The organism is Nonomuraea sp. MG754425 (genome assembly GCF_021699195.1).
Classification (GTDB): Bacteria; Actinomycetota; Actinomycetes; order Streptosporangiales; family Streptosporangiaceae; genus Nonomuraea.
Genome location: NZ_SSXE01000010.1, coordinates 45,179 through 66,395 on the forward strand (window position 1 = coordinate 45,179; position 21,217 = coordinate 66,395).

At 72.7% G+C, this 21,217-nt stretch carries 17 protein-coding genes; 5 read left to right on the plus strand and 12 right to left on the minus strand.

Annotated features, from left to right (window positions below):
- Positions 1–10: 10 nt before the first annotated feature.
- On the minus strand, positions 11–808 hold the full coding sequence (locus FAF44_RS05445; RefSeq protein ID WP_237101892.1) for an endonuclease/exonuclease/phosphatase family protein: 798 nt from the start codon (positions 806–808) through the stop codon (positions 11–13).
- 75 nt (positions 809–883) lie between these two features.
- Positions 884–1,306 (minus strand): MarR family winged helix-turn-helix transcriptional regulator, encoded by a 423-nt coding sequence (locus tag FAF44_RS05450; protein WP_237101893.1) that lies wholly within the window; start codon positions 1,304–1,306, stop codon positions 884–886.
- Positions 1,307–1,393: 87 nt separating this feature from the next.
- Between FAF44_RS05450 and FAF44_RS05455 the strand changes: the two genes are divergently transcribed.
- Positions 1,394–2,731 carry an MFS transporter gene (locus FAF44_RS05455; RefSeq protein WP_237101894.1) on the plus strand — a complete coding sequence of 446 codons (1,338 nt, stop codon included), beginning with the start codon at positions 1,394–1,396 and terminating at the stop codon, positions 2,729–2,731.
- Positions 2,732–2,754: 23 nt separating this feature from the next.
- Here FAF44_RS05455 and FAF44_RS05460 read toward each other — a convergent pair whose 3' ends face one another.
- Both FAF44_RS05460 and FAF44_RS05465 read right to left on the minus strand, forming a co-directional pair.
- A complete protein-coding gene (locus FAF44_RS05460) occupies positions 2,755–4,137 on the minus strand; it encodes a hypothetical protein (RefSeq protein WP_237101895.1) in 1,383 nt (460 codons plus the stop codon).
- A gap of 180 nt (positions 4,138–4,317) precedes the next feature.
- Entirely contained in the window at positions 4,318–5,295 is a 978-nt protein-coding gene (locus FAF44_RS05465; protein ID WP_237101896.1) for a nitroreductase family protein, read from the minus strand.
- Between the two features lie 257 nt (positions 5,296–5,552).
- Here FAF44_RS05465 and FAF44_RS55680 point away from each other — a divergent pair, with 257 nt between their 5' ends.
- Positions 5,553–6,593: a zinc-dependent alcohol dehydrogenase family protein gene (locus FAF44_RS55680; protein ID WP_237101897.1), complete on the plus strand. Its 1,041-nt coding sequence runs from the start codon at positions 5,553–5,555 to the stop codon at positions 6,591–6,593.
- On the opposite strand, the gene FAF44_RS05475 is transcribed toward FAF44_RS55680, so the two are convergent.
- The 7 genes from FAF44_RS05475 to FAF44_RS05505 form a co-directional block, all read right to left on the minus strand.
- A complete protein-coding gene (locus FAF44_RS05475) occupies positions 6,590–7,447 on the minus strand; it encodes a universal stress protein (protein WP_237101898.1) in 858 nt (285 codons plus the stop codon). The genes FAF44_RS55680 and FAF44_RS05475 overlap by 4 nt on opposite strands.
- 52 nt (positions 7,448–7,499) lie before the next feature.
- Complete coding sequence (locus FAF44_RS05480; RefSeq protein ID WP_237101899.1) at positions 7,500–8,243, minus strand: DUF6069 family protein; 744 nt, start codon at positions 8,241–8,243, stop codon at positions 7,500–7,502.
- A 5-nt stretch (positions 8,244–8,248) separates the two neighbouring features.
- Positions 8,249–9,232: an RNA polymerase subunit sigma-70 gene (locus FAF44_RS05485; protein WP_237101900.1), complete on the minus strand. Its 984-nt coding sequence runs from the start codon at positions 9,230–9,232 to the stop codon at positions 8,249–8,251.
- A gap of 74 nt (positions 9,233–9,306) precedes the next feature.
- Positions 9,307–10,158, minus strand: a complete 852-nt coding sequence (locus tag FAF44_RS05490) for an aminoglycoside phosphotransferase family protein (RefSeq protein WP_237101901.1) — start codon at positions 10,156–10,158, stop codon at positions 9,307–9,309.
- A gap of 73 nt (positions 10,159–10,231) precedes the next feature.
- Positions 10,232–12,148 (minus strand): serine/threonine-protein kinase, encoded by a 1,917-nt coding sequence (locus tag FAF44_RS05495; protein ID WP_237101902.1) that lies wholly within the window; start codon positions 12,146–12,148, stop codon positions 10,232–10,234.
- A gap of 5 nt (positions 12,149–12,153) precedes the next feature.
- Entirely contained in the window at positions 12,154–14,067 is a 1,914-nt protein-coding gene (locus tag FAF44_RS05500) for a hypothetical protein (RefSeq protein WP_237101903.1), read from the minus strand.
- Positions 14,064–15,746, minus strand: a complete 1,683-nt coding sequence (locus tag FAF44_RS05505) for a hypothetical protein (protein ID WP_237101904.1) — start codon at positions 15,744–15,746, stop codon at positions 14,064–14,066. The genes FAF44_RS05500 and FAF44_RS05505 overlap by 4 nt, the downstream gene beginning before the upstream one ends.
- 300 nt (positions 15,747–16,046) lie before the next feature.
- On the opposite strand from FAF44_RS05505, the gene FAF44_RS05510 reads away from it, so the two are divergent.
- Together FAF44_RS05510 and FAF44_RS05515 are read left to right on the plus strand one after the other, a co-directional pair.
- Positions 16,047–17,375, plus strand: coding sequence for a hypothetical protein (locus tag FAF44_RS05510; RefSeq protein WP_237101905.1), 1,329 nt, complete (start codon positions 16,047–16,049; stop codon positions 17,373–17,375).
- Positions 17,372–18,172: a transporter substrate-binding domain-containing protein gene (locus FAF44_RS05515; RefSeq protein ID WP_237101906.1), complete on the plus strand. Its 801-nt coding sequence runs from the start codon at positions 17,372–17,374 to the stop codon at positions 18,170–18,172. Before FAF44_RS05510 ends, FAF44_RS05515 begins: the two co-directional genes overlap by 4 nt.
- A gap of 52 nt (positions 18,173–18,224) precedes the next feature.
- Here the strand turns inward: FAF44_RS05515 and FAF44_RS05520 are convergent, their stop codons facing one another.
- A complete protein-coding gene (locus tag FAF44_RS05520) occupies positions 18,225–18,809 on the minus strand; it encodes a helix-turn-helix domain-containing protein (RefSeq protein ID WP_237101907.1) in 585 nt (194 codons plus the stop codon).
- Positions 18,810–19,452: 643 nt separating this feature from the next.
- Between FAF44_RS05520 and FAF44_RS05525 the strand changes: the two genes are divergently transcribed.
- Positions 19,453–21,156, plus strand: a complete 1,704-nt coding sequence (locus FAF44_RS05525; RefSeq protein WP_237101908.1) for an amidohydrolase — start codon at positions 19,453–19,455, stop codon at positions 21,154–21,156.
- The last annotated feature ends 61 nt before the right edge of the window (positions 21,157–21,217 follow it).

Below are 21,217 nucleotides of genomic sequence, written 5' to 3' on the forward strand. Positions count from 1 at the left end.
CGGGGTCAGGTCACCTGGGCAGGCCGGCGCGGATCACGAGCACGTCGTGGTCGGTGTACGTGGCCTGCTCCAGCTCCAGGCTCGGTGCCCGGAGGTCGCCGTAGGCGTGCTGGATGCCGGGGGCCTGGGTGGCGTCCGCGTCGGTGAGGGTCCAGTGGCCCGCGGGCGCGCACGACGAGCGGCGGTTGAGGTCGCCCGCGAAGACGGTCGGACGGCCGCGCGCGGCGAGCACCTGGGCGAGTTCCGCGCACTGGGTGGAGTTCGCGCTGCCGGCGGCCTCGCCGTCGGTGGACAGGTGGCTGGTGCACACGTCCACGCGGCGGGCGGTCGTCACGCAGAGCCAGCGCCGCTGCTCCACCCCGCTGAACACGGAGTACGGCTGGTCCTCGGCGGCCCGGATCGCCTCCTTGGTCAGCACGGCGTTGCCGAACTCGCCGCGTCCGCTCGGCGTCTTGCAGGCCAGCGGGGCCCCGTTGTAGATCACCGTGGAGAAGCGGTGGTGGTAGCCGGTGCGCTTCGCGATCTCGGCCACGTCCGCGCTGCACGCCTCGTTGAGGGTGACCGCGTTGACGTCGTTGGCCTGGATGCGCTGCACGACCTCGTCGAGGACCTTCGGGTACTGGGTGCGGGCGAAGCAGCCGGCGTACCCGCTCAGGCAGACGTTCATCTGGAGCAGCGAGTACGGCGGGCGCGCGCCCGGCGCGGTGGTGGGGGAGGCCACGGCGGCGCCGGGGAAGGCCGACAGCCCGGCCGCCATCAGGACGCCGATCATCAGGGCGCGCAGCCGCGTCACGGAAAGACGGATCATGGCCGTCATTGTGCTGGTCTGATCGTCAAAACGGACAGGGCGCGTCGAAGAGTTCATTCTTCTCTCACGCGCCGGTCACGTCAGGACGTCGCGGCCCCGGACGATGCCCGTCACCACGGATTCCAGGCGCTCGCGATCGCCGGGGTCGATCGCCCCGACCAGCGCCTCGACCTGCGCGGTGACCTTGCGGTGCGCGGCGTGGGCGATCGTCCTGCCCTGTTCGGTCAGCGCGACGTCGCAGGCGCGCCGGTCGCGCTGGTCGCGGACCCGGACCACGATGCCGCGGCGTTCGGCCCGGTCGACGAGGCCGGTCATGCTGGACTTCTCCAGCCCCAGTGCCCGGCTCATCTCCGTCATGCCCGTGGGGCCGTCGAGCAGCACGCACAGGAGCTGGATCTGCTGCGGAGTCAGCTCGAACTCCCGGCTGACCTCGGCGTAGACCCGGCTCACCAGGTGCGCGAGCCGTACCAGACCGGTGGCCAGCTTGGTGTCGTCCATGTCGGCAGTCTAGTTGACGGTAGTTGGCACTGCGAACTAATGTGCTTCGCGCCACGAACTATTCGTACAACAAACTAAGGCGGGTCAGTGAAGACATTGCTCTCCCTCGTCGCCGCGGTCTTCAGCTACGCGCTCATGCAGACGGTGGTCGTCCCCGCCATCGGACTGCTGCAGCGCGAGCTCGACACCACGCCCGGCTGGGCCTCGTGGATCATCAGCGCGTTCCTGCTGTCCAGCGCCGTGCTCACCCCGCTGCTCGGCCGGATGGGCGACCTGTACGGCAAACGCCGGGTGCTGCTCGCCGTACTGGCCGCCTACCTCGTCGGCATGATCGGGGCCGTCGCGGCGCAGGACATCGGGCAGTTGATCGCCGCCAGGGTCGTGCAGGGCGCGGCACTCGCGCTGGTGCCGCTGTCCATGGCCATCCTGCGCGAGACGATGCCGCGCGAGCGGATGGCGTTCGCGTTCGGGCTGATCTCCGGGATCGTCGGCGCGGGCGCCGGGGCCGGGCTGGTGGTCGGCGGGCTGCTCGCCGACCACCTGTCGTGGCGCTGGCTGTTCGGCCTCGGCGCGCTGCTCGCCCTGGCCAGCCTGCTGCTGGTGGCCCGCTTCGTGCCGGCGAGCACGCACACCGCGAACGGCCGGCTCGACCTCCCCGGCGCCCTCCTGCTCGGCGCCGGCCTGGTCAGCCTGCTGCTGGCGCTCACGCAGCGCCAGGTCTGGCTCGGGCTGGTCGCGCTGGTGCTGTTCGCCGTCCTGCTGCTGGTCGAGCGGCGCAGGGACGACGCCCTGATCGACGTCGCCGAACTGGCCGACCGGCCGATGCTGGCCACGCACGCACTGGCGTTCCTCTTCGGCGCGGCCTCGTACTTCTTCTACCTGTCGCTGCCCGCCTACGCCCAGCTCGACCCGGGGACGGGCGGGATCGGCTTCGGCGCCACGGTCACCGTGTCCGGCCTGCTGATGTTGCCGGGCGCGCTGATCCTGCTGCCCACGGGCACGGCGGTGGGCCGGCTGGCCGAGCGGTACGGCCCGCGCCGCCCCGTGGTGCTCGGGTTCGCGATCGCCGTCGCGGGCTCCGCGCTGCTCGCCCTGTCCCACGCCTCGATGTGGCAGCACCTGGTCTTCTACACCGTGGTGGGCGCGGGATCCGGCCTGGTGATGGCCTCGCTGCCGAAACTGATCGGCGACCTGGTGCCGCTCACCAGGACCGGCGTGGCCAACGGCCTCAACAACATCGCGCGCACGGTCGGCGGCGTCGTGGGCAGCGGCCTGGCCGCCGCCGTCCTGGGCGGCGGCTACACCGACACGGCCTTCACCACCCTGTTCTGGCTGGCCGCCGCGACCAGCGTGCTCGGCGTGGTGGCCGCCCCCTTCGCGGTACGGCAGGCGGCCCGATCGTCAGCCGGCTCACCCGGGCGGTGAGCCGGGGGAGCGGGCCCGTCCGACTACAGGTATCTGACCTGCAGGGTGTTGAGGTCGGCCTTGTCGGCCTGCACGGTCCCCCAGGTGTGGTTGCCCTCGCCCTTGTACACCTGCAGCCCCTCGGAGTAGAAGCCGATCCAGCCGGCCTCGGTGCTGCGGCCCTGCACCCATGAGGTGTTCACGCCGTTGAGATCGGCCTTGTCGGCGAACACCGTCCCCCAGTTCTGGCCGCCGGACCGGTGCACGTTCAGCCCGTCCTTCACGAAGGTGAGCTGCCCGCCGTCGGTGTCCTGCCCGCGTATCCACGAGGTGCTGACGCCGTTGAGATCGGCCTTGTCGGCGAACACCGTCCCCCAGTCCTGGCCGCCGTCTCGGTACACGTTCATCCCTTCCGTGACGAAGGTGATCCGCCCGGAGTAGGAGTCGCGCCCCTGCACCCATGCGGTGCTCACGCCGTCGAGTTCGGCCTTGCCGGCCGTCACGGTCCCCCAGGCTCCCGAGTTGTCGTAGATCTCCGCGCCCACGTCGGAGAAGGAGACGCGGCCCCTCCTCCCGTCCACGGAACCCTGGACATAGGGGGTGAGGGTGCCGTTGGTGGCGGTCACCTGGTTCAGGGTCGGGTTGGTGATCGTGACGGTGATGGTGGCGTACTGGTAGGCCGGGCGGATGCCGGTGGACTGCTGCGCCTCCGAGGTCATGGACGCCTGCAGCGTGAAGGTGGTGTCGTTGAGGATCCTGCCCTGCGGGACGGTCCAGGAGGTGGCGGGGCCCTCGGAGAGGGTCGTGCCGTCGCCGTCGTAGAGCTGGAAGTAGCTGCCGTTGCTCTCCCAGGTGAGGGAGACCTCGTCACCGGCGCTGAACTTCGTCCTGGGGACGGTCGGCCGGTCGGGAGCGCTGGCCAGGAAGCTGTGCAGGTAGAAGACCGGCTCGGCGGTCTCCCAGGTGAGGTCCAGCGGGGTCCTGCGGCTGTAGGTGCCGCTGGTCGTGCCGGAGGTCTCGGTGGTCGGGCAGGTGAGCGTGCTGCCGGGGGTGGCGACGACGTCACCGCCGATGCTGATCTTCAACGGCGTGTCGATGAGGTCGAAGCCCGGAATGGGCGGGGCCTGGAAAACGACGTGGTAGTAGTTGGTCGCCGGGGCGAGGCCGAGCTCCTGCCCGGTCTTGAGCTGGGCGGAGGCGAGATTCCACTTGCCGGTGATCGAGGACTGCAGAGGCCCGGTGAAGTAGGCGCCGCCGTCGTCGGGCGCGCTGACCGGCACGGCGATGTCGATCTTGTCGCAGTAGACGTTCTGGCCGGCGGGGCTGGAGACGGTGATGTCGATCGTGCCGGCGGCGGGCTTGTCGGGGGTGCCCGCCTGGAGCGGCGCGCTGCTGGTGCTGTAGTGCAGCAGAGGGGCATCGGTCATGGGGCATGGCCTCCTTGGGGTGAGTCCTGTCTCGACCGGGTGACCCGCAGAAGATCACCTCTAGATCCAATCGCCGGGATTGGAGCGTGACAAGAGCTCCCAAGGACGCGACAAAGGGGCGATCAAGTGACGTTCTCTACGTCTTGACAGTCGAGAACACAGCCGCCTCCCGTCGATCTGTCACTCCAGGACGTCGGAGACCGGACGGCGGGGCGCCTTCTCGGTGCCGTCGCGGGTGACGCCCAGTCGCATGATCATTTGAGGGTGTTCGCCGGACAGGAGTTCCCCGCGCAGGAAGTCGCGCAGCAGGTCCATCTCCAGGGCCTGCGTGTGGAAGGCGGCGCTGACCCCGTGCGCGGAGGCGAGCAGCAGGACGTGCTGGAGCGCCTGGCCCGCGGCGATCCGGTCCGCGCGGTCGTCGCCCCGCGTGGTCAGGACGGCGACGACCCCGACGGACGCCTCCCCGCTCTCGCCCTCGACCCCCCAGTCGTGCCGCCAGGAGTACTGGCGCTGCGGAAAGCCGGGCTGCGTCGGCGCGGGCCGCCGCGGGTAGCTCTCCGCGGGCACGCCGTCCGTACGGGTGCTGCCGGGCGGCCTGGCCCAGCGGATGATCTCCAGGCTGAACCGCTGATCCTGCGTCTGAACGTCCTGGGCGGCCTGGGTGAGCGCGGCGAGCACGTTCACCGCCGCGGCCGAGCGGACCGGCGTCAGCTTCGCGCCCTCGCTCATCGCCGCCCTGACCAGCGATTCGACGAGCTCGTCCGGCACCGGGACGTCGGCGAACCCGGCCCGGTGCGTACGGCGGCGCTCGATCTCCTGGCCGAGCGCCCGGATCGTCTCGTCGGCCGCCAGCTCCTGCCCCGGCCTGATCCGCGCCACCAGGCCGGGACGATCGGGATCGGGCAGGACCTGGACGACGGGTTCGTAACCCTCGCACCGCATCGCGACGCGCATGGTGAACAGGGCGGCGCCGCAACTGATCAGGAGCTCGCGGCCGGAGGGGTCACTGATCCGGAGCTTGCGGGACGGGTCGGCCCTCAGGTCGATCTCCTCCCCGGCGATGGCGAAGCTCCACGGCTGGGTGTTGTGCACCGACGGCGCCCAGCGGCCCGCCCGCACCGCCGTCTCCGCGGCCTGCTTCGGCGAGCGGATGTTCATGGTCGACCTCCAAGACGCGAGGAGGGCAGCGCATCACAGCGACGGCCTCCGGCGAAGCACGCCGCCCCCCGCTTGCCGAGCCCTGTGCCAGATCCTGACGTTGCCCGCCGGGCGGGCAGGACCGGACCGCTCCGGCCCCAGACCGAGAGCAGGCGGCGGGTTGGCCCGCTCTTGACCGGCGTCGCGCCGCGCGGGGGTATGACGGCTCCGGACCGCCGTCGGCGGCGGGGGAACCGGACACCTGAGGAGGCGACACCGTGCGCGCACTCGTCTACCACGGCCCGGGCCGTCGATCCTGGGAGGACGTTCCCGACCCGCGGATCGTCGACGCGACGGACGCGATCGTCCGGGTGGACGCCGTCACGATCTGCGGCACCGACCTGCACATCCTCAAGGGCGACGTCCCGGAGGTGCGGCCGGGCAGGGTGCTGGGCCACGAGGCGGTCGGCACCGTGACGGCCACGGGCGGCGCGGTCGGCGCGATCGGGGAGGGCGACCGCGTGCTGGTCTCCTGCGTCACCTCCTGCGCGCGTTGCCGTTACTGCCGCACCGGCATGTACAGCCAGTGCCTGGGCGGCGGCTGGATCCTCGGCCGCCATGTCGACGGCACCCAGGCCGAGTACGTACGCGTGCCGTTCGCCGGTACCTCCGTCCACCTGCTGCCCGAGGGCGTGGCGGACGAGGCGGCCCTCATGCTGGCCGACATCCTGCCCACCGCCTACGAGGTCGGCGTCCTGAACGGCCGGGTGCGGCCCGGCGACACCGTGGTGATCGTGGGAGCGGGCCCGATCGGGCTGGCCGCGATCACGACGGCGCGGCTGTTCACGCCGAGCCACGTCGTCGCCGTCGATCTCGCCCCCGCCCGGCTGGAGGCCGCCGGGCGGCTCGGGGCGGACGTGCTCGTCGGCGCGGGCGACGACCCCGCGGCCGCGATCGCCGAACTCACCGGCGGCCTCGGAGCCGACGTGGCCATCGAGGCGGTCGGCGTCCCCGAGACGTTCGAACTGTGCACCCGGCTGATCCGCCCGGGAGGGCACGTGGCGAACGTCGGCGTGCACGGCGGCCCCGCGTCCCTCCACCTGGAGGACCTGTGGAGCCGCAACGTGACCATCACCACCGGCCTGGTCGACACGTACTCCACCCCGGCGCTGCTGGACATGGTGGCCGCCGGACGGCTGGACCCGGCCGTGTTCATCACGCACCGCTTCGACCTGGGGCGGATGGAGCAGGCGTACGAGACGTTCGCGGACCCGCGGACGACCGGCGCGCTCAAGGTGGTCCTGAGCCGCTCCGCCTAGCGGACGACCGCGACCGGGCACGGCGAGCGCCGCAACATGGAGGCCGTCACCGAACCGAACCGCCCCTGCGGGCACCCCACCACCATCAGGGTCGCGTCGGAGACGGAGTTGAGCGCGTCGTCCGCGCGCGGCTGCGTCACCCGGGCCTCGATCGTGACGTGCGCCTTCTTCCGCCACGGTAGGAGGAGGTCCGCCAGCCAGTTCTCCGCCGCCTGCCGCCAGTTCTCCGTCACGTGCTGCGCGTCCAGGGGATTGAGCGCGGGGACCGTCATCCCGCCCCAGGTCACCGGCGGCTGGGTCCACGCGTGGATGACGATCAGCGGCACGCTGCGCGCCCGTGCCTCCTCGCAGGCGAACGCGAGCACCGCCTCGGCCTTGCCGTCGTCGGTCACCCCCGCCACGACCGGGCCCGGGTGTGAGCTGCGCGGCACCGAGCCCCGGCCGCGGACGACGATGACCGGGCAGTGCGCGTGGGCGGCCGTGTGGGCGGCCACCGAGCCGACGACCGCGCGGGCGACCGCGCCGAGCCCGCGGGAGCCGACCACGAGCAGTTCGGCGTCGGTGGACAACGACTCCAGCCGGTCGGTCGCCGACCCCTCGTACAGGTCGGGACGCACGTCGAGACCGGAGGTGCTGGCCCGCGCGCAGTCCGCGCCGTGCCACAGCACGTGCTGGGCCGCGCTGCGCAGCGAGTCCCGGGCCGCCTGGTCCCCGTCGCCGTAGGGCCACTGCCACGCGTGACAGAGGGTGAGCGGCAGCCGCCGGAACTCGGCCTCGTCCATCGCCCAGTCCAGCGCCTGCATCGCATGATCGGAGCCGTCATAGGCGACGACCACGCCCAGTGTCTCGTCCACCTGCTCACCCTTGGCAGTTCGGCGGGCGTTATGCGTGCCGGGCCGGGAACTTTCACCTTTCCTGCCGAGTCTTGGCCCGCTGCCGAACCCCGGTTCCGGCGCGGAGGCTGCGCGTCAGGACGGGGATCATCACCGTCGCGGGGACGAGGTGCAGCCCGAGGAGGGCGACGGTGGTGGCGGTGTTCGCGCCGACGAGGAAGGGCGGGACCAGCGAGATCGCGGTCAGCGACACCGCCGTCCAGGCGAATCGCGCGGCGGGGCGAGCGCTCCGGCGAAGGAGGGCGGCGGCGATGACGATGCCCACGACCGAGAAGACGCCGGTCACCGTGGCGAACCCGGGCAACGGGATCGCCTCGCCGCCGTCGGGGATCTCGAAGTCGACGCCGGCGCCCCGGGCGAGCGCGGCGGCGAGGGTGGTGGCCGCCATCGCCGTCAGCGTGGCGAGCAAGCCGGTGCCGGCGAGCCCGAGGAGGCGGTGGGTGCGGCCGGTCTGTCCCGAGGCTGCGCCGCCCCTGGTGTCATTCGTGCTGTTCACGTCCTGCTCCATCGTTCGGTGGCCGGTGACGGTCCTGGGGGTGACGATGCGCACCCGCGCCGTGCGACGGCCGGGGTTGCGCAGGGCGCGGACGCCGGTGCCGTGCAGCCAGAACCCGGCGTCGCGTCCGAGGACCGGCCCGAGTTCGCCGTCGCGCAGCTCCAACTGCACCCGCCCGTGGGTGACGACGCCGAACGCGTCACGCCACTCGGCCGCGACCACCGCGACACGCGCACCACCGCGCAGCGCGAGCGTCCGCACCGGGACTACTCCGTGCCGTCCGCCGGCAGGCGCTCCGGCAGCCCGAGCCGCGGGAACCGGTCGTCGTGGAACGTGAAGATCTCGGTGATCGCCCCGCCGGTGACGCGCAGGACGTCGATCGTCAGCGGCAGGTAGGCCCCCTCCCGCTGCCGCCAGTGGTAGAAGGCGACGGCGGGCTGCCGGTTCACCGAGGTGGGGACGGCGCGCAGGTGCCGCATGCTCTCGAAGCCGCTCTCGACCCAGTCGCGCACCACCGCGTCGCGGCCGACGTACCGGCCCGGCGTGGGCGGCATCGAGCAGCGGACGTCGTCCCGCAGCAGGGTGGCCAGCCTGCCGACGTCCGTGGCCACGCTCGCGTCGGTGTAGCGGCGTACCAGCTCGCGCGTGCCGGCGTCCTCCTCGCCGCCGGTCCAGTCCTGCCGCTCGGCGGGCAGGTGCTCCCGCATGCCGGCGCGGGCCCGCTGCAGTGCGCTGTTCACGGAGTTGACGGAGTCCCCGAGGAGTTCCGCGACGTCCTTCGCCGGCCAGCCGAGCACGTCCCGCAGGATCAGCACGGCCCGTGGGCGCGGCGCGAGGTGCTGGACCGCGACCAGGTACGCCAGCTCGATCGTCTCCCGCGCGAGCGCGACGGCCTCGGGCTCGTCCGCGTCGCCGGCGGGCAGTTCGTCGAGCAGCCGGTCCGGGTAGGGCTGCAGCCACGGCACCTCGCCGCCGGTCGCGGGCTCCGGGCGGCACTTGGCGAGCAGGTCCAGGCAGGCGTTGGTGGCGATCCGGTACAGCCAGGCGCGGAACGTCGAGCGCCCCTCGAAGGTCTCCCGCCGCCGCCAGGCACGCAGGAACGTCTCCTGAACGGTGTCCTCGGCGTCCTCGAACGACCCGAGCATCCGGTAGCAGTGCACGTGCAGCTCCCGCCGGTGCCGCTCCGCCAGCCCCGCGAAGGCCGGCTCGTCGACCTCGCCCAGCTCCTCCAGCTTTGTCCCCGCACTCATCACGTCATCCTTCCGCCTCGTCGTGTCCCGTCGTAGATGTGACGGGGGCGGGCGCGAGAACTCATCACTGACGGTCAGTCAGGGGCGGCCGGGCCGTCGCGGTCGAGCGTGGCCCGGAGCCGGCCGAGCCACTCCGTGCCCAGCCGGCGGCCGTCCGGGAGGTCGTCGTCCCGGTCCCAGCGCCACGTCGTGACCATCGCCAGCATGAGCAGCCGGCACTCGCGCAGCAGAGCCCGGTCGAGACCCGGATAGTGCTCGGCGACCTCGTCGGGCGCGTGGGCGAGGTCGAACTCGACGGGCCCCCGGCAGCACGTCTCGAAGTCGATGAACAGCGGCCCGTGCTCCGTGGCGAGCAGGTTGCCCGGGTGCGGCTCGCCGTGCAGCAACTGCTCGGCGGCGCCGCGTCCGGTGACGGCGCGTCTCAGGTCGCGCAACGTGTCGCCGAGCAGCTTCCGGTCCGCGTCCGCGAGCGCCGGGGTGCGGTCGTGGCCGGCCACGAGTCGCTGCGCCTGCTCGACCCGGTCGGTGAAGTGCGGCGCCGGGACGTCGATCGCGCGCATGCCGGCGTGCAGCCGCCGGAGCGCCTCGGCGTAGCCGGCCGGCGCGATCTCCTGAGCCGTCGCGGGTTCGTAGTAGGTCCACAGCGTGATCGCGAACCCGTCACGCTCGTGGACGCGCGGCTCCACCCGAGGTTCGAGGGCGGCCACGGGGCTCCCGGCCGCGGCCAGCCGCCCGGCCAGCTCGATCTCGAACCGCGCGCCCTGCTGCCCATCGGGCGCCACCCGGGCCATGACGTCACCCGGCAGCAGCCGCAGCGCGAGCTTGTTGGAGTCGTGCAGCACGATCGCGTCGTCGGCCGGCAGGCCGAGCGCCGAGGCTACCGACCGCGCCGCGGCCACCGCTCGCCGGACCTCTGACACCCGCATCGCCGCCCGCCTCCCCGCCGCCGTACGCTCCGGGCGGCACCCTAGCAAGCCGCCGGTCGTGCCGGCCTCCGGTTTATCGGGCGCTCCAGTGGACGCTCCAGGACGCGCCGGGAGTGAACTCGGCCAGCGTGCGCACCGTCCGGCCGGTGAGGTCGATCGCCTGCAGCCTGGGCGGGCTGCTCTGCTCGGTGTAGACGCCCAGATGGTCCTGGCCGAACCAGAACCAGATCACCCCGCCGGGAGGGAGCGGCACGGTGGTCGACCGGCGGCCGGTGCCGCCGTCGAGCACGCAGGCGGTGTCGGCCGCGCCGGGGCAGCGGGTGGCCAGGCGGCCGTCGGCGGAGAAGGCGGGGATCGCGTCGTCGGGCTGGTTCACCTGGTCGATCGTCCGGCGTGGGGTGCCGTCCACCTCGTAGAGGCGGATCCGCCTGCCGGTGGCGTCGGCGGTCCTGGCGACGGTGCCGTCCGGGCCCCAGACGTAGTCCGCCTTCCCCGCGCCGGAATCGGCGGCGCGGACGAACGTGGCGGTGCGCCGTTCGGCGTCGGCGATGGCGAACCCCATCGTGCGGTCGTCGTCGCCGGTGTCGTAGACGGTCACCAGGACGCGCCTGCCGTCCTCGGCCCAGGACGGCCGCCGCAGCGCGAGGGGCGGGTCCACGACGGGGACCCAGAACTCGCCGCCGAGGTCGCGCCGGGTGACGCGGATCGCGCCGGCGTTCTCCAGGGCCACGCCGGGGTTCTCGTGGACGTGGGCGGCGCGGGCCCCGTCGGGCGACACCACGGGCAGCATGCGGGTCGTGACCGGCTGGAAGCCGTCGCCGTCCGCGGCACGCAGTCCCGCGCTGAAGGCCAGGCCCTGGCTGAGATCGGTGCTGCCGCGCAGGAACGAGGTCAGCCGCAGCGGGTCGGTGGGGTGCTCGTGCAGGGTAGCCCCCAGCTCCGGCACGGTGACGGTACGGGCGTCGGCCGCCAGCGCCCCCTTCGTCGCGAGCGCGACGGTGACCGGCCCGGACGGGACCGCCGTGAGCGCCGCGGTCGCGGCGAGCAGCGCGACCGCGGTGACGACCGCGCCGGTCAGCAGCCGTCTCCTGGACGGCGTCGGGGCCAACGTGGCGAGCAGCTTCCGCGGCCCCCTGGCGGGCCGGGCCGCCGCGTGGCCCGCCGCCAGGGTCTCGGCCGGGGCGGCACCGTCCGGCGGCCGGCCGAGCAGGCGCAGGAGCACCTCGCGGGCGGCCGGACGCCCGGCGGGGTCCTTGGCCAGGCAGGCGGCGACCACGTCACGCAGATCGCCGGGCAACGGCCCGAGGTCCGGCTCGGCCGCCAGGATCCGGTTGACGATCGCGGGCAGGCTGTCCGCCCCGAACGGCGGCGTCCCCGAGGCGGCGAACAGCACGGTGGAGGCCCAGGCGAACACGTCGGCGGCGGGACCGATCGGGCCCTGGCGGAAGTGCTCGGGGGCCATGTAGGCCGGGGTGCCCATGACCGCCTCGCCGGTGGTCTCGAGGACGCCGGCGGGGCGGGCGATGCCGAAGTCGATGACCCGCGGCCCCTGCGGGCTGATCAGGACGTTGCCCGGCTTGAAGTCCCGGTGCACGACCCCGGCCCGGTGGATGGCGGCCAGCGCGGTGATCGTGCCCACGGCCAGCCGGCGCAACTCGTGCTCGCGCACGGGGCCGCGCTCCGTGACCTCCTGCTGCAGGGTGGGCCCCGTGACGTACTCGCTGACCACGTACGGCAGGGCGTCGGCCGTCCCGACCTCGATGACCTGCGCGGTGCAGAAGGCCGCCACCCGCGGGAGCACCTCGGCCTCGCGGCGCAGCGCTTCGGCGGCCTCCTCGTCGGCCGCGTGCAGCATCTTGACGGCCACCGGGGCGCCGTCGGGCGTCTCCGCCAGGTACACCACGCCCTGACCTCCGGCGCCGAGCCTGCCGCGGACGAGATAGCGGCCGACGCGCGTGGGATCGCCGGGGGACAGCGGGCTGCCGGGCATCCGGATCACCCTCGCGCGTAACGCAGGTCGACCACCGCGTCGGCCGGCGCCCGCACCTCGGCCAGCACCCGTACGGTCTTGCCCGACAGGTTCAGCAGGACCACCCGGCGACGGTCCTTCGCGGCGGACACGAGCCCGATCAGGTGGGCGTCGTCGTACCAGCCGATCACGGCCGCCTCCCGCCGGCCGGGGACGGTGGCCACCCGCTTGCCGGTCTCCGCCTGCCACACGCACGTGACCAGGGCGTCGGCGCAGCCGCTGGTGACGAACCTGTCCCCGGCGGGGGAGAACCAGTCGGCGTTGCCCTGCAGCAGCCCGACCCAGTGCAGGATGCGCGTCGTCCGGCCGGTGTCCGGGTCGAGCAGCCGCATCCCCGAGCCCCATTCCGCGGTCAGGAAGCGGGCGGCCACCGACCGTCCGTCGGGGGTCCACCGGTAGTTCGCGTAGAACCGGATCGGATCGACCCGCCCGCCGGCGGCCTCGGCGGCCTGTTTGATCTGCTCCCCGTCGTCGGTGGGGACGAACCGCGCGGTGCGCCGGGCCACGTCGATGAGCACGTAGCCCACGGTGAGCGGCCGGGTGGCGCCGTTGATCCGCTCGTACCGGTGCGCCGACAGCAGCACCCGGTCGCTCTGCCGCGACCAGGCCAGCGACATGCTCTGGAACGGCGGGCGCAGCACCGGCACGCTGAAACGCTCGCCGGTCAGGTGGTCGGTGAAGAAGACGGCCAGGTGATTCTCGGTGGCCCCGTACAGGGTGTTGAAGGTGGCCAGCCAGCGCCCGTCGGGGGAGGGCTCGGCCATCATCGAGTGCGGGCCCGCGTCGACGAACCCCCCGGTACGGGGGTCGCGGACGTACCGGCGGCTCGTGCCCACCTGGATGGAGGCGAGGCGTACCGGATCGGACGGGCGCTCGTAGGCGACGCCCAGCCCTCCCGGCAGCGGGCGCTCCGCCGCCGGGCCCGGCGAGGCGGTCACCGGCGGCACCGCGCGCGGCGTCCACCCGGCGGCGAGTGACGGGCCGGGAGCGGGCGTGGCGGCGGGGGCGTCCCGGCTCGCCGCGGCGGCCGTCACCGCGACCGTCACGGCGGCCGACCCGCCCGCGGCCACGAGGGCGATCGCCACCCCGGCGGCGGCGACGCGGAACGTCCTGCCGGTGACGGGCCGGGTCCGACGGGGTGAGCCGGTCAGGCCGGTGTGCTCGATCAGCCGCAGCAGCGCCTGTTCGGCGGTCGGCCGGACGTCGGGACGGTCGGCCAGGCAGGCGGCCAGCAGGTCGCGCAACGCCCCTGCGGTCGCAGGCGGGTCCGCCGGCCCGCCGCCCGGCCGGAACCCGTCGTGCCCCGTGGCGGCGAACATCATGGTCAGGGCCCAGCGGTAGACCTCGGCCGGGTGCCCGGCCGGTTCGCCGCGGGTCTGCTCGGGAGCCTCCCAGCGCAGGATGTGGCGCGCCGGAGTCGTCTCGCCGGGCGGCCGATCATGCGTCTCCGGCGGCACGCAGAGCAGCACGGGCCCGTGGTCCGCCGACAGGACCCGGCTCGGCCGGATCCGCGCGGGAGGCAGGCCGGCCCGCCGCACCGCGGCCAGCGCCGTCATGGTGGGGATCGCCAGGCGGTGCAGTTCGGTTCCGGTCAGCGGGCCGTCCGCGGCGACCCGGTCCGCCAGCGAACCGCCCGGGACGTACTCGGTGACCAGGTAGCCGGCGTCCCCGTCCAGCACGGGGACCGTGCCCACGGGCGCGGCCTGCCGCATCCGCTCGGCCCACCCGGGCTCGCTCGGCCGCCGCAGGGACGGCGTGGTGTAGTGGCGCAGCACCACGCGTCGGCCCGACGGCGCCGTGGCCAGGCTGGTGAGCACGCCGCAACAGCCCGTGTGGAGCCTCTCGTCCGGCGGGTAACCGGGCACGCTCGCCTCGTTCATCGGGCCGCCCTGACCAACCGCAGGCCGGGGGTGTTGTCGGCCGGCGCCAAGGTGGCCAGCAACCGCCGTGTCCGCTCCCTGAAGTCGATCGCGACGAACTCGTTCGGCGTTCTGGTGGCGTCCAGGATCATCAGGTGGTCGTCGTCGAACCACCCCCACATCTCCGCGCCCTTGATCGAGTTCACGTACGTGTCCACCCGCGCGCCGGTGCCGGCGTCCCACGCGCACAGCGAACCGCCGCTGGGGCAGTGGGTCAGGATCAGCCGGCCGGACGGTGAGAACGGGTTGCGGCCCACGCTCGTTCCCGTCCACGGCATCGTCCGCACCTCGCGGCCCGTCAGGTCGCGGACGCGCAACCCCGTGCCGCTCGTACCGCGGTAGGAGACGACGACCGCGTCACCCGCCGGTGACCAGGCGAAGGGGCCCAGACCCCGGTGCCGTTCCTCGTCGGTGTCGACCTGCCGCACCTGCCGCGAGGCCACCTCCACCACCACCCATCCCGTGGGCGGACGGTCCTCGCCCGGCCCGGTCAGCGTGAGCAGCAGCCGCGACGACGCGCGGTCCCAGACCGGGAAGGCGGCCGACGCCGGCACCTGTACGGCGAATCGTTCTCCGGTCGGCCGGGCCACGAACGTGACCTCACCCGGACGGTGCAGCGCGAACCGGGAGCCGTCCGGGGCCGCCGCCAGGTCCTCGGCCGGCACCCCGGCCGCGGCGAACCCGCCGTCCGCGCCGGTACGCAGCCACGCGCCGCGCTCGCTCGTGTACCCCACGATCCGCTGGGGGTCGGCGGTGTTCTCGTGCAGGGTCAGCGCGAGTCCGGGCGCTCGCAGCGTGCCGGCCGGCCGGGGGAGCGGGGCGGGACCGGCCGTCGTCGCCAGCAGGTCGGGCACGGACGGGGCGGCGGGGACGCCGGCGGACGGCTCGGCTGTCACGCGCAGGCCCACCAGGTGCCCGGCCGCCGAGGCCAGCACCGCCACCGCCACTCCGCCCGCCACGAGCGCGCCCCGGATCCGCCGCCCGGTCCTCTCCGGCGGGCCGCCGTGCAGCGCCATGATCGTCTGTGTCGAGTGGCCGACCAGCCGCAGCAGCAGTTCGGCCGCCTCCGGGCGTTGTCCGGGGGCCAGGCACGCCGCCACCAGAGGTCGGAGATGGTCGTCCAGCACCCGGAGGTCGGGCTCTGGTCCGGCGTCGGTCCCGGTGGCCGCGAAGAGCAGGGTGACCGCCCAGCCGAGCAGGTCCGCCTCCTGGCGCGCGCGCGATGTCACGGTGGAGGGCCGCATGTGCGCCGTGGCCAGGTCGTCGAGGCCGTGGCCGAGCACGCGGATGCCGTCCGAGCCCGCCAGCACGGTGCCCGGACGCAGGTCTCCGTGCGTGAGCCCCTGCTGGTGCAGGCTCATCAAAGCCGACGCCATCGCGATGCCCAGCCGGTGCAGCGCCGGTCCTGCCCAGGGGCCGCCCCGGGCCACCTGGTCCTCCAGGGACGTGCCCGTCACCTGCTCGCACACCGCGTACGGCCGTCCCTCATGGAGGCCGGCGGCCGTCACGCGGGCAAGCGAGGGAGCGTGCAGGGCGGTCAGCGCCTCGGTGACCCGCTGCACGGCCGGGCCGTCGGGGACCTGCCCGCGCAACCAGGTGATCTCCACCTGGTCGCCGTCGGGATCCTGCCCCAGATACACCTGTGACCGCTCATCATCACGTAAGCGACCTAATATCTCATTTCCGCCGATAGTGGGCGGATCGGGGAATCGGTCAGGAATGGTTGCCGTCCACAAATAGCTCGACAATCGACAGCGCAATTATCGGGCATCGGGCCCGGAAGGAGAAGATCTCGCAGGGCGGGAGGTTCGCCCCCTCGTCCGGTTTCCGACCGGAAATCTGTTGATCTTTTCGTTATTGTTGCCGATACTCCCTCTTGCGGACCGAGCCCGCAGCGTTGATCGCTTTCCCCGCACGAGTCGATCTCGGGAGGCGTGGTCATGACGATGACGGTGCCGCCTCCGGTGCGGCGCGGGGAGTCGGTCTCCAGGCGGGTGCGTACGCTGGCCGGGCTGTCCCTGCTGGCCCTGGCCGTGCTGCTGGGCGCGATCCTGGCCGGCGCGGCGAGCACGGGCGCCAGCCTGCGCACCATCGGGCACGTCGCCGGGCCGCAGGTGCTGGCCACCGCGAGCCTCTACCGTCAGATGTCGGAGATGGACGCGCTGGTCGCCGAGACCCTGCTGCTGGGCAGGGAGTACGGCCCGCAACGGCAGACCGACCTGGCCGGCTACGACCGGTTACGGCTGGAGACCTCCGAGACCCTGCTCAACGCCTACCGGCTGGCCCTCGACGACCCCGTCCAGCAGCGCACGGTCGGCTCGCTGATCGAGGGGCTGGGCCGCTACGAGCGGCTGGCCGCGCAGGCCCGGCTGCTGGACATCCGCTCCCGGCACACCGCCGGACCGCCGCCGGACGACGTGGTCGAGGCGTATCAGCAGGCCACCGACCTGATGCGGCGCGAGCTGCTGCCCCGGGCCTACAACCTGACCCTGGAGACCGGCACGATCGTCAGGCGCGCGCACGCCGCCGAGCGCTCGACCACCTCGACGGCCCGGGTCGCCGTCGGCGTCGCCGGGCTGCTCGCGCTGGCCTGCCTGCTGGGCCTGCAGGTCTACCTGACCGGCAGGTTCCGCCGGATCTTCGCACCGGCCCTGGTGGTCGCCACCGTGCTCGCCGGCGCCGCTCTGATCGGCGGCACCGCCCTGCTCGACCGGCAGGGCCAGGCGCTGGCGGAGGCCAAAGAGCGTGGCTTCGACTCGGTGCTCACCCTGACCAGAGCACGCGCGATCAGCAAGAGCATGCACGGGGACCAGAGCCGCTACCTGCTCGACCGCTTCCGCAGGGACACCTACGAGCACACCTTCCTGGACCAGTCGCAGACGATCGCCGCCGTCGACTCCACCAGCCTGCCCGACTACCAGACCAAGCTGCACCCGGACTTCCAAGGACTGCTCGGCAGCCTGACGAGCCAGGACCGGCAGCGGCTCTTCCCCGTCTACCAGAGGTTCCAGCAGGCCGACGCGCGCATGCGGACCATGCCGGCCGAAGCGGCGATCAAATTCTGGGACGGAGAGCTGACCCGGACCTACGAGAGCTACGACAAGGTGGTGGAGCAACTGGTCCGGCAGCACGAGACGGGCTTCGAGCGGGCCATCGGCAGCGGCGACCGAGCCCTGGAGGCGCTCTGGCGATCGGTTCCCGCCGGGCTGGCCGTCGGCGCGCTGCTCGTCCTGGCCGGAGTCTGGCCACGGCTGCGGGAGTACCGGTGAGAAGACTGCTGATCTGCCTGATCCTGCTGCTCACCGCCTGCGGCACGGCCCGGCCGGGCTCCCTCGTGGACAAGGACGAGCTGATCGTCGCCATCCGCCCCGACGTCCCGCTGATCAGCTTCCGGGGGCAGGACGGGGCCTACGCCGGATTCAACATCGACGTGGCCGGATACCTCGTCTCCCGGCTGGGCAAGCGGATCCGCTGGCTGGAGATCAAGGCCGACGACCAGCTCACCGTGCTCACCGACGGCCGCGCCGACCTGGTCTTCGCCCACATGTCGGTCACCCCGGAGCGGAAGAAGGTGATCGACTTCGCCGGGCCGTACCACGTCGACTTCCAGGACATCGCGGTCCGGCCGGCCGACAAGGGCGCCATCCGCGACGTCCGCGACCTGGAGGGCCGCAAGATCTGCTGGGTGCGTGGCACGAACATCGCGCAGCGGATCATCGACGAGCGCCGGGTCAAGGCGATCGCCGTCCCGGCGCCCGACTACAACGTCTGCCTGGAGATGATCGAGGACGGCAGGATCGACGCCATCTCCACCAACAGCCAGATCCTGGCCGGGCTGCTCACCAAGCCGGGCGTCGATCTGCACCTGGTCGGCGCGGCCTTCAACGAGCAACGCACGTCGATCGGCCTTCGCAAGGGCGACGTCGACGGTTGCGAGGAGCTCAACCGGGCCATCACCCGGATGTACCAGGACGGCACGGCCCGCAGGCTGCTGGACAAGTGGTTCGGGGAGTCGGGCATCGACCTGTCGGTGGTCTCGGTGCCGCAGTTCGAGGGGTGCTCCTGAGCGGTCCCCGTCCGTGGCCGGCGGGCGGGGACCGCTCAGGATCGAGCGTTGATCACGTGGGCAGGCCGGTCAGCGGGGCGTCGTCCGATCCGACCGCCCCGCGGGTCGGAGGGCTGACGACCCACAGGACCTCGGCGTCGAGCGAGCTGGAGTTCGTGACCTTGTGCAGGACGCTGGAGCGGTACTCGATGCTGTCGCCCGTGACGAGCGTGTGCGAACTGTCGCCGAGTTTGAGTTCCACCGTGCCCGACATGACGAGGATGACCTCGCTGGAATCGCCATGCTGGTACGCCTCGTCGCCGGTCGAACTGCCGGGCGGAAACACGGCCACGAAAACGTCGACGTCGCTGTCGGCACGGCGCGTGATCAGGGTTTTTCTCGCGCCTTTTCCCCAAGTCAGGTGCAGCCGGTCGCTTTCGTGCAGCACCGGGTCGCGCGGTTCCGGTTCCTCCGCGGCGAACAGGTCCGCCAACGGCACGCCCAGCGCGTTGGCGATCCGGTAGAGGGAGGCGACACTCGGTGCCGAGCGCCCGCGCTCGATCTGACTGATGAAACTCTCGCTTAATTCGGATCGGCCGGCCAGTTCGCGCAGGGTCATCCTGAGTGCACTCCGGATGCTGCGGATCCGCTCGCCCATCTCCTGGTGGCTGTTCGCACGAATGGGACTCACCCGAGCTTCACTTGCAGTCGGGTCGGCCGCAGGCCGGCCACGGGACGCGGTCAATGGTGGGCGCGACGCATGCTCCGGCGCAGAGTGGGTCAGCACTCATGTCGGTGACCCGAGTTTTACTGAACGTGGAATTCCGCATGCTCGATGTGATTCCTGATGAGTTGGTTGCCAAGGTTTTCCGGCCGTTTGTCGCCGCCGAACGGCATCTCGTAGGAGCCTATTGCACCGTTGCGGGGAAATCTGCCCCGACCGCAACCGTCATGCGCCCGCCCCGGCGGGGCGTACGGACGACGTGGCGGACGCCTCACCCGTCATCCATGCCGTCCCCCTCGGGGCATCGAGCGCAGCCGCCGGCGCAGGGCGGTCGACACACACTAGTGCTTCAGCCGTCTGAAGTAAACGAGAAGATCATAGCCGACCTCCGCCCGGGTCTCGTTCGCGTCACGACGGTGCGGAAACTTCCGTCCACCCTTTGACATCGGGGGGACGGGTGCCTACATTCTCCGTTACTACGACTTCAGAGAACTTTAGCGCCAGTTCAGTACCTGTGATCCTCCATGACGGAGTGCCCCGGGCCCTGGCTCGTCCGCTGGAGGAGAAGGACCCCCCTATGACCACTCTCCCCACCGCCCGTCACGATCCGACCAGCCCCCAAGAAGCAGTGACCCGGCCTGGCAGCACCCTCCTGCGGGGCCGCTTTCTCGACCCGAAACGCGAGCGGCTGCTCGACGCCGTCCTCGTGGCGGAGGGAACGATCCAGGAGGTGACCGAGCGGGGAGCGCGGCCCGGCCCTCTGTCGGACCGGGCCGGAGCGGTCGTCGACCTCCGCGCGCACGGCGACGTCGTGCCCGGCTTCGTGGACGCGCACACCCACCTCGAGATCGGGGCGAAGGTCCTCGGCCTGAACGTCCCGGTGCACAGCCCGCCGATGACGTCGATCGACGACATCGTCGAGGCGCTGCGCGGCGCCGACCGGGCGAAACCGGGACCCGGATGGCTGGAGGCGCAGGGAAACCTCGGGCAGAGCTACCGGCTGCCCGAGCGTCGTTACCCGACCCGGCACGACCTCGACCGGGTGAGCGCCGAACGGCCGGTCATCGTGCGGTTCGGCGCCCACGTCTGGTGCTTCAACTCCGCGGGCCTGCGCCGGCTGGGCATCGACCGCACGACCTCGCTGCCCGACCCCGCGCACCTGGACTTCGACGCCGACGGCGAGCCCACCGGCATCACGAACGACCTCATCATGATCCGCAGGCAGCGCCCGGATCTGGCACTCCCGCAACCTGACGCCGACAGCTTCCGTGCCGCGCTCGTGGACGCGGCTCGTACGTACTTCACGTCCAGGGGAGTGACGACGATCGGGGAGATGAGCGACGGCGTCGGCGAACTCACCGAACTGCGCGCGCGGCTGGACGACGGCGCGATCCCGCTGCGCGTGGTGCTCTACGCCATCGATCCGGCGGTGACCGAGTTGCTCGCCGCCGGCCGGCTGGACGACTTCCGCACCGCCACCGACCGGCTGCTCGTCGGCGGCTACAAGCTCGCCGCCGACGGAGGGATCTCCGCACGTGAGGCCGCGGTGTGGCAGCCCTACCCCGACCGTCCGGGGCACCGGGGCAAGCTGGGCCTCACGCTGGAGCAGATCGCCGAGGTCGTCCGCCGGGCGGAGGAGCAAGGGCTCCAGGTGCTCGTGCACGCCGCCGGCGACCGTGCCATGGACCTGGCCCTCGACGCCTTCGAACAGGTCCGCGGCGAGCTCGGCTCATGGCGGAGCCGGCACCGGATCGAGCACCTGGGCAACGTGTTCGCCACCGACGAGCGGCTCGCACGGTGCCGTGACCTGGGCATCCTGCCGGTCGCCAACATCGGGTTCCTGCACGGGATCGGTGACTCCATGCGAGGCGTCGTGGGCGAGGGATTCGAGAACGCCCCGCTCTACCGCCTGCGCGCCATCCTGGATCACCGGATGCCGGCGGTGGGGGCCAGCGACTTCGCGGGCGGCCTGCCCGAGATCTCCGACCCGCTGTTCCTCATGCGGGTGATGCGCGAGCGCCGCACCTTCGGGGGCGTGCTGCTGGGCCCCGGCGAAGCGCTGACGCCGTGGGAGGCGCTGCGCTCGGTGACGACCGACGCCGCGTCCGGGCTCCAGCTCGACGACCGGGTCGGCACCTTCGAGCCCGGCGCGCACGCCGACTTCGCGGTGCTCTCCGGCAGCCTCCTGGACGCCTCTCCCGAGCAGTTGACGGACGGCGCCATCCGCGTCGAGCAGACCTGGCTGGCCGGCAACCCGGTCTGGCGAGGTGAGACAGCGTGAGGCGGGCCCGCACACGTCACCGGTGCTGCGCAGCAACGATCATCCGCGGCGTCCGCCGCCA